Origin of the sequence: Neobacillus terrisolis (assembly GCF_051233475.1) — a bacterium.
Lineage (GTDB): Bacteria > Bacillota > Bacilli > Bacillales > Cytobacillaceae > Bacillus_BU.
This window is the reverse complement of sequence record NZ_JBKFGH010000005.1, coordinates 1-13,428: the sequence shown is the minus strand read 5'-3', so window position 1 is coordinate 13,428 and position 13,428 is coordinate 1. Positions and strand designations below refer to the sequence as shown.

The window sequence follows — 13,428 nt, the reverse complement described above, 5'->3', positions numbered from 1 at the left end:
CCTCACGATGGACACCCTTGCCATTGGCTAACAGTTCCTACTGCCAAGCCTGTAGTGGACTTTCACCACCAAGTTATAGCCCATGCCGGGCGCACAAATAAGCGGGTAACCAATTTTTCAACTGGGTTACCCGCTTTCTATTTTTCACTTCAAAAGGACGGTTTGTTTTAGTGACCATAATCATAGCTTGATTGAAAATTGCGATTTATATCACAATTTATTGATAGTTTTGTGAACATTTACTTCTATATATAGACCTTTCTCAAAAACAGGAATACAATACAGACGTAACGAAGGTACATTTTGGCAGAAGTACTGAATATTTCAAGTTCCCTTTTCGGTTTTTGGTCATTATTTAATACGAGGAGCGATTTTTGATGAAAGGAACAGCCATCCTTTTTCAACCAAATCAAAAAGTGACAGTCATTGAAAACGTAGATCACGAAGTATATGAAACAATCAAACAGCAGTGTGGATGTTCACATTGTAACTGTAAGGTTGAAAACAATGTGGTTGATTTTGGAAAGGTCTCACCAGTGTTTTGGCATGCTGAAGAAGTGGATTGGGCATATGGATACTAACGATAAACTTAAATTAAAATAGGAGGCTGACTCAAATGAGTCAGCCTCTTCTTTAATATATAGGCTGTGTTAAACTTGACTGTTGATTTCCGCTCCTGGCGCTTGCTTTCCGCGGGGCGGGCGGTGAGCCTCCTCGGAGCTAAAGCACCTGCGGGGTCTCGCCTGTCCCGCTGCTCCCGCAGGAGTCAAGCGCCTTCCGCTCCAATCAACATTGCGTAAAAAATCAACACTGAGCTTTAACACAGCCAATTTATAATTAACGTATATTGATCTTTCTTTTTTTCCGTTCTCTGACCCTCCCAAGTCTAAACCATCCTTTTGCTCGAAAATAATAAAACATGAGCATGGCTACCAGTGCCATTAGGCCAAGAACCATGAAATAGCCGAATTCCCAATGAAGCTCAGGCATATGTTCAAAATTCATTCCATATACACCGGCAATGAAAGAAAGAGGCATAAAGATCGTGGTAATAACTGTTAACGTCATCATGATACTGTTCATTGTGTTTGAATTAACGGATAAATAACTGTCGCGAATGTCTGATGAGAAATCGCGATAGGAATCGAGCATTTCAACCAATTTCAATAAATGGTCATAAACGTCTTGGAAATATAAACGATGTTCCTTCAGGTGATTTAATCGTTCTGAATGATTAATTCGATAAAGCAAATCACTCATTGGATTGACTGTTCGTCTTAACTTAGCTAAATCCGCTCTAATATCAAATAATTTCTCTATCATCACATGAATCGTTTCGTTCTCTGAATTATCTTCAATCGAATTTAGCCGGTCCTCTATTTGATAAACCGGAGGAAAATAATCATCAACGAGAGTATCTATTACAGCATGAAGAATGTAAAACGGTCCTTGCGTAAAGCTTTCTTCCTTTCGGATTCGATCCCATAAGTTGTTTAGATTTCGGACGGTCTTTTGTTGATAAGTAACAATGAATCGTTCGCCAACAAAAACATCCACCTCATACTGTGCTAAAGACTCTTGATGAATAGCGTGAAGAACAAGAAAAATATAGTTGTCATAAAAATCGATTTTAGGACGCTGGATTAATTCATCCAAAGTATCTTCTATTGATAGTGGGTGAAATTGGAAAAAACTATTTAACAGGATTGCTTCTTCAGGTGTTGGATTTACAAAATCGACCCAATACCATTTAATATTTTTTAGCTTCGTTTCTTTTAATGACAAATCGTAAAGTAATACATCGTCCTCTCTTAATGCACACACCCGAATCATCGTAGCACCTCCATCCTTCCCCATTTTACCTTATCATCTTTGTTTTACAAAAAATTATTGTATATAGTTAAATTGAAGGTCAGTCCAGGCAATGAACATGATAGAATATGGATATGATTATTGGAAGGATGACGAACTTGGAACATTTAATTAACAAAAAAGTAAAGGAAATTGAAATATCGGGAATACGAAAATTTTTTAATATGGTGGCGGACACAAAGGATATGATTTCGTTAACGATTGGTCAACCAGATTTCCCCACCCCTCAGCATGTTAAGGCGGCTGCAAAGAAAGCCATCGATGAAAATGTAACCTCGTACACTCATAATGCTGGAACGATAGCATTACGAAAGGCTGCTGCTAATTTTTATCAAACAAAATATGATGTAACTTATAATCCTGAGACAGAAGTAATCATCACAACGGGTGCCAGTGAAGCAATCGATGTTTCGTTTCGAACCATATTGGAGCCGAATTGTGAGGTTATTTTACCGGGACCCGTCTATCCTGGCTATGAACCAATTATCCGATTATGCGGAGCCACCCCAATCCTGGCGGATATTCGTGATCATCAGTTTAGATTTACGGCGGAAGTAATTAAGAAGTATATCACTGATGCTACCCGCTGTATCGTCTTGCCTTATCCGTCAAACCCGACTGGGGTTAGTTTAACAGCTGCAGAACTGAGTGAAATTGCTGACCTTATTAAAGACCGGGATATATTTATTCTAGCGGATGAAATATATAGTGAGCTATCATTTGAACAAGCTCATGTTTCGATTGCACGATTTATTAAAGAAAAAACAATCGTAATCAACGGGCTTTCTAAATCACATTCGATGACAGGCTGGCGTATTGGGATGATTTACGCTCCCGAAAATATTGCCAAACATATTATTAAGGTTCATCAATATAATGTTACTTGTGCAAGTTCCATTTCCCAAATGGCAGCCTGTGAGGCGTTAACAAATGGAATAAATGATGCCATTCCGATGAAAGTCGAGTATCAAAAACGGAGAGATTACGTTTTTGAGCGTCTGGTTAGCATGAATCTTGAGGTAATCAAACCAGATGGCGGTTTTTATTTCTTTGTTAAAAATCCTAAAACAGAACTAAATTCTTTTGATTTCGCCCTTTCTCTTGTTGAAAAAGTGGGAGTCGCGGTTGTCCCAGGAAGTGCATTCTCTGAACTGGGTGAAGGGTATTTCCGGATTTCTTATGCTTATTCACAGGAAACCCTTGAAGAAGGTTTAAACAGATTAGAAATATATTTAGAAAAATATCTATAAAATTTGAAAGGTCAGACACTCTTCACCAAATAGGATAAGACTTCCTATACGATGATGTGTCTGACCTTTTTTAATTTAGTTATGATATTCTCCGTTATTTTTTGGGGCTTTTTCTTTTTTTGCTTTATCTTTATGAATTTTATTGGTTGCAGCGCTGCCCATTTCATGTGCGAACTCTGCGTTTATTACGGCTGAATCAAACCCTTTTTTATTTTTTTGCTGTGGGTCATTCTTTTTTGTTCTCTTTGCCATTTCTTTTCCTCCTTCATTATCTTTACATGCTTATTTTCGATAATTCGGATGGATTCATACTTGGCAAATTCAGATAACTTTTACTCCCAATATTTATAGAGAGCTTGGGTACCGCTATTTTCTTCTCCCTGCTCAACTAACTTTTCGTATAAAGACTTAGCAAGTGCTAAACCAGGTGTGTCCATTCCCATTGCCTCAGCCTCTTGCAAAGCAATGTTCATATCTTTAATAAAATGTTTAATATAAAAACCAGGTTCAAAATCGCCCTTTACCATTCTTGGACCTAAATTGGATAAGGACCAACTTCCAGCCGCACCCGATGAAATACTTTTCAACACATTCTCAGGATCAAGGCCAGCTTTTTTGGCGTATACCAGCGCTTCACAAACACCAATCATATTGGAAGCAATCGTGATTTGATTGCACATTTTCGTGTGTTGCCCGGAACCTGCCTTACCTTGATAGACAATATTGTTTCCAACGAGGTTAAGAATCGGCTCAATCTTTAGAAAATCCTCATGTTCCCCGCCGACCATTATCGAGAGTCGCGCATCTCTAGCTCCAATATCGCCGCCTGATACTGGGGCATCTAATGCATGCAATCCTTTTTGGCTTGCAGCTTCATTAATTTTAATGGCTAATGATGGGGTAGAGGTCGTCATATCAATTAAATATGTATTTTCCTTTGCGTTTGAAATTAGCCCAGCTTCCCCTAAATAAATTTCCTCTACATCAGTTGGGTAGCCAACCATTGTGAAAATAACATTTGCTTGTTCAGCAAGTTCCTTTGGTGTACTCGCCCACTTTGCTCCTTTTTGAAGCAACGAATCTGCTTTTTCCTTCGTTCTTGTGTATACAATTAATGGATAGCCTGCTGATAATAAATGACCTGCGATACTTTTCCCCATTACTCCTGTACCGATAAAACCTATGACTGTGTTATTTGGTTGGAACATGAACTCGATTCTCCTCTCAACAATTATAAATTCATTTTAACAGTTTTTGGGCATAGTGGAAATCACATCAAAATTCTGTTTTCATATTATCGTTGTGCTTCACCATTATAACTCTGTTGAAAATTTGGTTAGCAATGCCTTACCTAAAATCTCCTCATCATTAAAAACCTCAACGGTGATCGCTTGCTCTTTGACGATCATTTTCTCAATTTCAAATGGATGAAGGTCCTTCTTTAGTGAGATCGGATTCATCAAAATAAACGTCTCTCCGTCCTTCGCGGCTTCTAAATATTCCCCTGAATAAACGATGTCTTCTCCATAAATTAATTCTTTCGTTCCTAAAGCTTGCGCCAATTCTTCATGATGAATGCTCACCTTTACTTTATATGTTTGGTCGTCTGCTAACACTGCATCATGAATTTTAAAGCGGAATTGGAGCTCATTCTTTTTCGTAAGTACGGCCTCTGCATTCCGATTTGCGATAAGCTGTTCAGAAATGGGCGAACAGCCAGCAATCAAAATGATCCCTATTATTAGAAGGGAAAATGGAAATCTTTTCTTGTACATATAAAAAACCTCCTTACCTCCCACCATTTCCTTTTCCCAGATTGGATAATCATATTTAACGAAAAAGCTCTGTAATATTTGGCTGTTGATTTCCGCTTCAGGCGCTCCCTTTCCGCGGGGGAGTCCGGGAGCCTCCTCGGCGCCATAGCGCCTGTGGGGTCTCCCGTGACACCTTCTCCCGCAGGAGTCTCGCACCCTCCGCTCCAATCAACAGAGTGTTCAAAATCAACATTGTTCTTAAACAAAGCCAACAAAAAAGAAGCCGATCATAAATCGACTTCTACCTAAATGATTATTTACTTGTTGCCTTTTCAACCGCTTCGATTACTTCAGCCGTTGTTCTCATTTGTAATACTTCATTTGCTAACTTTTCCATATCCGCTTTATTTAAGCGTTTAATCAGTGAACGAGCTTTTAATATAGACGTTGCACTCATTGAAAATTCATCTAAGCCTAAGCCTAATAAAACTGGGATGGCGGTTTCATCTCCTGCCATTTCACCGCACATACCTGCCCATTTACCTTCTTTATGAGCAGCGTCAATCACCATTTTAACTAAGCGTAAGATGGATGGATTATAGGGCTGATACAAATATGAAACACGTTCATTCATACGGTCAGCTGCCATTGTGTACTGAATAAGATCGTTCGTTCCAATACTAAAGAAATCTACTTCCTTAGCAAATTGGTCAGCAATAATCGCTGTTGACGGAATTTCTACCATGATTCCAACTTCGATATTGTCTGATACAGCAATCCCTTCATTCACAAGCTTTTGTTTCTCTTCATCAAGAACCGCTTTAGCTTGACGGAATTCGTCCAAAGTTGCAATCATCGGGAACATGATTTTTAAATTCCCAGCAGTACTAGCTCTCAAAAGAGCTCTAACTTGAGTACGGAACATTCCTTGTTCCTCAAGACATAACCGGATCGCACGGAAGCCGAGAAACGGATTCATTTCCTTCGGAAGATTTAAGTATGGAAGTTCTTTATCTCCACCGATATCAAGCGTACGTACCACAACAGGCTTACCTGCCATACCTTCTAATACAGCTTTATAAGCTTCATATTGCTCTTCCTCTGTCGGAAGTTGATCTCTTCCCATGTAAAGGAATTCTGTTCGATAAAGACCTACGCCTTCACCACCATTATTGACCACTCCAACTAAATCACCAGGTGTCCCAATATTAGCAGCTAGTTCTACATGATGGCCATCTGCTGAAGTTGTTTTTTCATTAACAAGCTTTGCCCATTCTGCTTTTTGCGCTTCAAAATCAGCATGCTTTTGTTCGTATTGCTTTACAAGTTCACTGGAAGGATTAATGTGAACTTCCCCACTCAAACCATCAACAATAACCAGGTCACCATTATTAATGGTTTCAGTTGCAGTCTTTGTACCAACAACGGCTGGTATTTCCATTGAACGAGCCATAATGGCTGAATGAGACGTTCTTCCGCCAATGTCAGTTGTAAACCCTTTTACAAATTGACGATTTAATTGAGCAGTATCAGACGGAGTCAAATCCTCTGCAACGATGATGACTTCCTCAGAAATCATACTTGGATTTACAAGGGCAACACCAAGTAGATGAGCAAGCACACGCTTCGTCACATCACGAATATCTGCAGCACGCTCTTTCATGTACTCATTATCCATTTGCTCAAAAATAGAGATAAACATATCCGCAGTGTTTTTAAGAGCTGGCTCTGCATTAATTTTTTCTGATTTAATGCTGTCCTCAATTGGATTTACAAGCTCTGGATCACTTAAGACAAGTAGATGGGCCTCGAAAATCGCAGCTTTATCGGCTCCAAGCTCTTGATGTGCTTTGTCGCGAATTTGTTCTAGCTCCAGCTTTGCTTTAGCAATGGCTGCACGGAAGCGCTCCACTTCTTGTTCAACATTCTCAACGGTTTTTTTAGAAAAAGATAGATCCGGTTCAACTAATCGATAGGCTTTAGCTATTGCAATCCCACTTGACGCCGCAATTCCCATTAATGAGCTCATTATTCAGCTAACCCTTCTTTTGTTAAAGTATCTTCTAAGCTTTGTAACGCTTCTTGCTCATCGCTGCCATCAATGATAATTGTGAATTCTGCACCTTGACCGATTCCTAAAGACATAACGCCCATGATCGATTTTAGGTTTACCTTTTTTTCTTTGTATTCAAGCTGAATATCTGAACTAAATCTGCTCGCAGTTTGAACTAAAAGTGTCGCTGGACGAGCGTGAATTCCTGTGTCTGCAATTACCTTATATTTTTTTTCAACCATTATCATCCTACTCCTTTTCCGTCAGTTATGGTGGATTTAATTTTAATTGGAAAATGCGTTCATTCTTTAAAAACATTCATTTATTTTAGTCAACAAAGCCCATATTAGTTAAAAAAATAAACAAACCGGGATATCAATAACTTCACTTATTTTTTCCAATGTAAAGTTATTCATGTATGACACTTATGTAATAAAATGAATAATTTTATGTGTAAGACTGAGCATATTCCTTTCAAAAGAATATCATTTTTCGGCATGCTTCGACAATAAAAAAGTCTGTTTTTTATTGAAAATTCAATTTTCAATCTATAAACCGCTTTCAATTTTACCTTCATACACAAAAAACAAAACCATGTAATATTATTTTAAAATAACAATGTCGCTATTTTATTCAATTAATGTCCCCATAACTGATAATGCAGATTCAATAACTCGTCCAACTCTTTGCTTCTCTTTATTGTTTGATGGCTTAGGAATCCTGACCTAGCTGCCTCTAAGACCATTTCACTTCTTTTGTGTTCTATTAAAAATAAAAGCTCATCTTTGGTTTCAAAAAAAATCATGTTTGTCACCTCTTAGGCTTTTTGTTCTATTTTACACCCTAACAGGTCCGAAAAACCAGGTATTTTGTCACATAAATCAAAATATTTAGTCAAAATAACTCAGTTTTGCCATATATTATTAGAAGTAATATGGTTATTTAACTTCTAGGTTCATCTAAATACTGATAAAGAACGTCTCCACCTCTTAAGGCTGTTCCGCGAAAATGTTTAAAATCACTCCGATTGACAATAACCTTGCGCACCGATAAAAAATCTGCCTTTTCCACAAAAAGTTCTGCTAATTCCTTATTTTTTAGTTTTTCTAATTTCTCATTAATCGTTTCTTCGTTCATTCAAATCACCTAACCTAAAAAATTCTACAATCAGATACGTTCAAACTAAATAGTCTTCTTAAAACAGTAATATTTCATTTATCTTATAAAAATTTATCCGCAATGTCTATCTACATTTTTGTTCACTTATGGTTGATGGATCGTTCATTATCCAAAAATGTTGAATGTTGTAAGTCTGTGAATATTATTGTCGAATTTCTAAAAACGCCCAAAAATTATCCACAAAAATGGCTTAAAATTATTTACGAATTGGAAAAAGTAGTGCAAACTGTTAAGTAACATAATTATGATGACAAGGGAGAGAGGTAATTTGAAAAGAGCTAAAGTTGGGAATGTTATTGAATTTAGAGAAGGCTTACAAGGGATAGTTGAAAAAGTTAATGAAAATTCAGTAATAGTTGATTTAACTTATATGGATAATTATCGCGATCTCGAACTTGACCAAAGAACCGTTGTAAATCACAAAAACTATAAAATCATAAAAGAGTCCGCCATATAAAAAGCAGTTTTCAACTGCTTTTATTTGGCGGATTTATTTATTTTATGGACCGAATCGTGGTAAAATCATTGTTTGTTGGCAGATTTATTTTCCCCTAAAATCTACAAACCTATTTACTGAACATTTCCCTGTGCATATTCAATAGGGATTTTGTTACAATAAAGAATAATTGCTGTAAGGGGGTTAAACATGATCAAATCCGCTCTCGATGTTCGGTTCATAAGTGGGTTCCTTTTAGCGCATTTATTAATGTTTTTTACTTTTTCTGATAAAGCTGTTTTTTGGTATTTTTTCACTGCAACGATGCTGCTATTAATTTGTTATGTAGTAGCTAAGGATAAATTGGACGATAAGTTATCCTTAGTCAAATACCTTTTTATTGGAATTTTATCGGGGACTCTTCTTTTTTTCCTTTTTTGGGCAGGGAATCAATTGATTGAATTCTTCCATATTCCAGTAATGAAACAGGTAACCTCCCTTTACAAAAGGTTTGGTCCCGATTTATTTTGGCACTATTTAGCGTTAATATTAGTCATTGTCCCGGGGGAAGAAATTTTTTGGCGTGGATTTATCCAAAAACGACTGCTTTCGTTTACGAATAATGGTACAAGCATTATAGTATCCGCTATTATGTATTCATCTGTACATCTTTATTCCAACCAAATTATGCTCCCATTTGCTGCTCTAGTAGCAGGTTTGGTCTGGGGCTGGCTTTATGCCTGGAGAAGAAGTATGCCGCTAGTAATTGTATCCCACTTAGTATTTGATCTTTTTTTATTTGTCATTATGCCCTTTAGATAAGCAGCCTTTTCTTCTTGAAAGGCTGCTTATTTTATTACTAGGCTTAGCTAAATTGTTTGTTGATTTCCGCTCCAGGTGCTCCAATCAACATTGTTCTTTAACACTGCCTTTTACAAAAAAGCGGTGCTTTTTATGTGGAAAATTTTTTTCGATTGATCGGCTTAAGCCATAATAAAACAATAAAAGCTAAACTAAAATAACCAAACAGAGGGTATAGATAGGAAAGGAGCTTCCCGTAATCAATCAGACTAATAAAATAGGTACTTAGAAAAATCAAGATAACAATCGAAATACTTGGAAGACTTATATATTTTCTTAACTGGCGCTCTAGCCCGAAAACATTGCCTATTACAGAGGTAAAGATTTCTCCATAAATAACGAAAACATAAATCCAATATATGCTTGGAGCGATGTTTTTCACAATTACTGCCATTGGAACCTCAAACGTTTCCACCTTAGGAAGCATCGTCAGGACAATATGGCTGCTTAGCAAGATTAAGGTAAGAGCAATTCCCCCAAGGATACCTCCCCACAAAATCGTATCATCATCTTTTATTTCTCCTGCAACAGGTACTAATACAGCTTGGGCAAGAAATAAATTAAATGCTGCATACGTAAATGGTGAGACGACCGCCTTCCAGCCATCCGCTAAAAAAGGAACAGCCATTAATTGTTCTGAGAAATGAGGGGATTGGACCGATTTTCCCATTAATATAACACTAAATGAAATCATCAGTGGGACAACCAATATATTGACAACAAATAAGCCTTTCATTCCAATCATAAGAACAAGAATGGAAAGACAAATTGTAATAAGAACCCCTGCTACCTTAGGGAAGTTCAATTGCTCCTCAAAAATGGCCCCTGCACCCGAGAGCATTACTGCGCATACACCAAGAAGCATCAGCAATGTTAAGGCGTTAATGATTCGCCCAAAAAACCTGCCAAATACAAACTCATTAAATTCCTGATAAGATTTTGCTCCTACAAGGGCCGCCAATCTCATCAATTTAGCACCTAGATATATCAAGATAAAACCACTTATAAAAATCCCTGCAAACCCCAAGAAGCCAAACCGAGAAAAAAACTCGACGATTTCTCTTCCTGTGGCAAACCCTGCACCTACTACTGTACCCACATATACAGCTGCTATTTGAAAGGATGCACTCCATCTTGGTTTCAAAGTCGTCCTCCCCCTTCCTATCCATATATATGATGGTTAGGACAAACAAAGACGAGCTTTTTCAAACATTCATAACGAACACCACTAAATTTGTTAAAGACAATTTTTTGTAAACAAAATACTTGAAAGTCAAAAAAGGTCAAAGTATAATGAAGACACGAAAGGTCAAAGTTAGTCAAAATCAAACAAATGTATAGGAGGTTATGCAACATGCTTTGCAACAAATGTCAATTTAACGAAGCAACCATTCAAATGAAACTTAATGTCAATGGTCAAAAAAGGCATCTCCTCTTATGTGAGGAATGTTTCAAAAAGGAACGTGAAAAGATTGGAAATTTAACTTCATTCGGGCTAAATGGATTCAACCATCCGTTTGAAGATTTCCTTGAAGGATCTTCAGGAATCCCTTCATCCCAAGAGCACAATGTAAACGAACCTTTTCAACAAGCTCTCCCAACTAATGGCGGAGGGTTTATCGACCAATTTGGTCGAAATCTTACCCAGTTTGCCAAAGCGGGTCTAATTGACCCTGTAATTGGTCGTGATGAAGAAGTCGCTCGCGTGATGGAAATTTTGAATAGACGCAATAAAAATAATCCGGTGTTAATCGGTGAACCAGGCGTTGGGAAAACGGCAATTGCCGAAGGGCTTGCTCTTAAAATAGCTGAGGGCTCTGTTCCTGCCAAATTGCTTGGTAAAGAAGTATATTTGCTTGATGTTGCCTCACTCGTGTCCAATACCGGCATTCGAGGTCAATTTGAGGAAAGAATGAAGAAACTGATCTCTGAATTACAGCAAAGAAAAAATATCATTCTATTTATCGATGAAATTCACTTGTTAGTCGGAGCTGGTTCTGCTGAAGGTTCGATGGATGCGGGAAACATCCTAAAACCTGCTCTCGCTCGCGGGGAACTGCAAGTCGTCGGAGCAACGACATTGAAGGAATATCGTAAAATTGAAAAAGATCCTGCCCTTGAGCGACGTTTTCAACCTGTTCAAGTGTCAGAGCCATCACTCGAAAAAGCTGTAGAAATCTTAAAAGGGATTCAAACGAAATACGAACAATACCATAAGGTTTCTTATACAGAGGAAGCGATTAAAGCATGCGTCACTCTTTCGCATCGCTATATCCAAGACCGTTTTCTTCCAGATAAAGCGATCGATTTATTAGATGAAGCTGGTTCCATCCTTAACCTAAAAACCGATGTTGAGCCCGATACATCACAAATTGAGAACCGCTTAAAAGAAATAAGTAAAGAAAAAGAATTGGCTTTAAAAAATGAACAATACGAACAGGCTGCAAAACTTCGAGATGAAGAGACAGCCCTTGAACAAAAATTGGCTAAAGCTGAAAACAATGATGTGTTACATCCAATCGTTGATGTACAGGATATTCAAGCCATCATCGAGAAAAAAACAGGGATCCCAGTTGGAAAGCTGCAAGAGGATGACCAAAATAAAATGAAATCTCTTGAACACAATCTTGCTAATAAAGTAATCGGACAGGATGAAGCAGTGACAAAAGTGGCTAAAGCGATTCGACGCAGCCGCGCTGGCTTAAAGTCAAAGCATCGCCCAATTGGTTCATTCTTATTCGTTGGTCCAACCGGTGTCGGGAAAACTGAATTATCAAAGACATTGGCAGAGGAATTGTTTGGTGTAAAAGATGCAATGATTCGCCTTGACATGAGCGAATATATGGAAAAACACAGCGTTTCAAAAATCATCGGCTCTCCTCCAGGATACGTTGGACACGAGGAAGCTGGACAACTAACAGAAAAAGTTCGCCGAAATCCATATTGCATTATTTTGCTTGATGAAATTGAGAAAGCACATCCAGATGTACAGCATATGTTCCTGCAAATTCTTGAGGATGGACGACTTACAGACAGCCAAGGTCGCATGGTAAGCTTTAAGGATTCCGTTATCATTATGACAAGTAATGCGGGCGTTGGTCATAAACAAATTCAGGTTGGCTTTGATAAAAGTAATGCAGCAACAGAGTCTAACATTCTCGAGTCACTTGGTTCATTTTTCAAACCAGAATTTTTAAACCGCTTTGATAGTATTATTGAGTTCAAATCATTAGAGAAGGAGCAGCTATTAAAAATCGTTGATTTAATGCTCGAAGAATTGGAGAACACGCTTAAAGAACAAAACTTGGCTTTAACGGTCTCAAATGAAGTGAAAGAAAAATTAGTTGAACTTGGTTACCACCCTGCATTCGGTGCTCGTCCACTTCGTCGCGTTATCCAGGAGCAGCTTGAGGATAAGCTTACAGATATCCTCCTTGATGGTGTCACAAGTGGAAACTTCATTGCCGTATTAGCCAGCAATGAAATCATGATTAAAGCAAAATAAATAAATCGTTAAGATATAAGAAAAGGATAACACCGGGGTTTGATACTCCCGGTGTTATCCTCTTTTAATTATAATTTCGCATCGTCCACTGCCTCGAGCCAACTATCAATTTCATCAATAACGGATTTGACGCATCCCGCTTCAAATGGAGAGACTAAATTGGCTTCTTTTACTAACTTGGTAAATGACTTACTTCCGCCAAGTTTACAAAGCCTCACATAATCACTCCATGCGCCATCCCAATCTTGCCTTGATCGCTTCCAAAATTGAAAGGCACAAATCTGTGCAAGTGTGTAATCAATATAGTAAAAAGGAGAATTATAAATATGAGCTTGACGCTGCCAAAACCCTCCATTTTCTAAATATGAGAAACCATCATAATCTTTATGAGGCAAATAAGTCTTTTCGATCTCCCGCCATACTCGCTTACGCTCTGCCGGAGTCGCATTCGGATTCTCATAGACCCAATGTTGAAATTCATCCACCGCAACTCCATATGGCAAGAACAGCAACGCACC

The 13,428-nt window shown here is 38.0% G+C and carries 15 protein-coding genes; 5 read left to right on the top strand and 10 right to left on the bottom strand.

The features are described 5' to 3' along the window. Positions 1–377: 377 nt before the first annotated feature. Positions 378–581, top strand: a complete 204-nt coding sequence (locus ACI48O_RS03970) for a hypothetical protein (RefSeq protein WP_435560433.1) — start codon at positions 378–380, stop codon at positions 579–581. Positions 582–837: 256 nt separating this feature from the next. Here the strand turns inward: ACI48O_RS03970 and corA are convergent, their stop codons facing one another. Then, positions 838–1,833 (bottom strand): magnesium/cobalt transporter CorA, encoded by a 996-nt coding sequence (corA, locus tag ACI48O_RS03965; protein ID WP_435560431.1) that lies wholly within the window; start codon positions 1,831–1,833, stop codon positions 838–840. A gap of 137 nt (positions 1,834–1,970) precedes the next feature. On the opposite strand from corA, the gene ACI48O_RS03960 reads away from it, so the two are divergent. Next, a complete protein-coding gene (locus tag ACI48O_RS03960; RefSeq protein WP_435560430.1) occupies positions 1,971–3,122 on the top strand; it encodes an aminotransferase A in 1,152 nt (383 codons plus the stop codon). Between the two features lie 75 nt (positions 3,123–3,197). Here ACI48O_RS03960 and ACI48O_RS03955 read toward each other — a convergent pair whose 3' ends face one another. The 7 genes from ACI48O_RS03955 to ACI48O_RS03925 form a co-directional block, all read right to left on the bottom strand. Further along, a complete protein-coding gene (locus tag ACI48O_RS03955; RefSeq protein WP_435560429.1) occupies positions 3,198–3,374 on the bottom strand; it encodes a hypothetical protein in 177 nt (58 codons plus the stop codon). Positions 3,375–3,454: 80 nt separating this feature from the next. Then, positions 3,455–4,330: an NAD(P)-dependent oxidoreductase gene (locus tag ACI48O_RS03950; protein WP_435560428.1), complete on the bottom strand. Its 876-nt coding sequence runs from the start codon at positions 4,328–4,330 to the stop codon at positions 3,455–3,457. Positions 4,331–4,435: 105 nt separating this feature from the next. Next, complete coding sequence (locus tag ACI48O_RS03945) at positions 4,436–4,897, bottom strand: hypothetical protein (protein ID WP_435560427.1); 462 nt, start codon at positions 4,895–4,897, stop codon at positions 4,436–4,438. A 292-nt stretch (positions 4,898–5,189) separates the two neighbouring features. Further along, the gene (gene ptsP, locus ACI48O_RS03940) at positions 5,190–6,905 is read right to left on the bottom strand and encodes a phosphoenolpyruvate--protein phosphotransferase (RefSeq protein WP_435560426.1); all 1,716 of its coding nucleotides are present in this window, start codon (positions 6,903–6,905) and stop codon (positions 5,190–5,192) included. Then, positions 6,905–7,171 carry a phosphocarrier protein HPr gene (locus ACI48O_RS03935; protein WP_435560432.1) on the bottom strand — a complete coding sequence of 89 codons (267 nt, stop codon included), beginning with the start codon at positions 7,169–7,171 and terminating at the stop codon, positions 6,905–6,907. Before ACI48O_RS03935 ends, ptsP begins: the two co-directional genes overlap by 1 nt. A gap of 395 nt (positions 7,172–7,566) precedes the next feature. Further along, positions 7,567–7,734: a Spo0E family sporulation regulatory protein-aspartic acid phosphatase gene (locus ACI48O_RS03930; protein ID WP_435560425.1), complete on the bottom strand. Its 168-nt coding sequence runs from the start codon at positions 7,732–7,734 to the stop codon at positions 7,567–7,569. A gap of 137 nt (positions 7,735–7,871) precedes the next feature. Further along, complete coding sequence (locus tag ACI48O_RS03925) at positions 7,872–8,066, bottom strand: hypothetical protein (protein ID WP_435560424.1); 195 nt, start codon at positions 8,064–8,066, stop codon at positions 7,872–7,874. 310 nt (positions 8,067–8,376) lie between these two features. Between ACI48O_RS03925 and ACI48O_RS03920 the strand changes: the two genes are divergently transcribed. After that, positions 8,377–8,565, top strand: a complete 189-nt coding sequence (locus tag ACI48O_RS03920) for a YkvS family protein (protein WP_435560423.1) — start codon at positions 8,377–8,379, stop codon at positions 8,563–8,565. A gap of 189 nt (positions 8,566–8,754) precedes the next feature. After that, positions 8,755–9,366 carry a CPBP family intramembrane glutamic endopeptidase gene (locus ACI48O_RS03915; RefSeq protein WP_435560422.1) on the top strand — a complete coding sequence of 204 codons (612 nt, stop codon included), beginning with the start codon at positions 8,755–8,757 and terminating at the stop codon, positions 9,364–9,366. Between the two features lie 130 nt (positions 9,367–9,496). Here the strand turns inward: ACI48O_RS03915 and ACI48O_RS03910 are convergent, their stop codons facing one another. After that, positions 9,497–10,549 (bottom strand): YkvI family membrane protein, encoded by a 1,053-nt coding sequence (locus ACI48O_RS03910; RefSeq protein WP_435560421.1) that lies wholly within the window; start codon positions 10,547–10,549, stop codon positions 9,497–9,499. A 210-nt stretch (positions 10,550–10,759) separates the two neighbouring features. Here ACI48O_RS03910 and ACI48O_RS03905 point away from each other — a divergent pair, with 210 nt between their 5' ends. After that, complete coding sequence (locus ACI48O_RS03905) at positions 10,760–12,910, top strand: ATP-dependent Clp protease ATP-binding subunit (RefSeq protein WP_435560420.1); 2,151 nt, start codon at positions 10,760–10,762, stop codon at positions 12,908–12,910. A gap of 68 nt (positions 12,911–12,978) precedes the next feature. Here ACI48O_RS03905 and ACI48O_RS03900 read toward each other — a convergent pair. Next, the coding region (locus tag ACI48O_RS03900; RefSeq protein WP_435560419.1) for a M3 family metallopeptidase at positions 12,979–13,428 on the bottom strand (450 nt) is incomplete at its 5' end.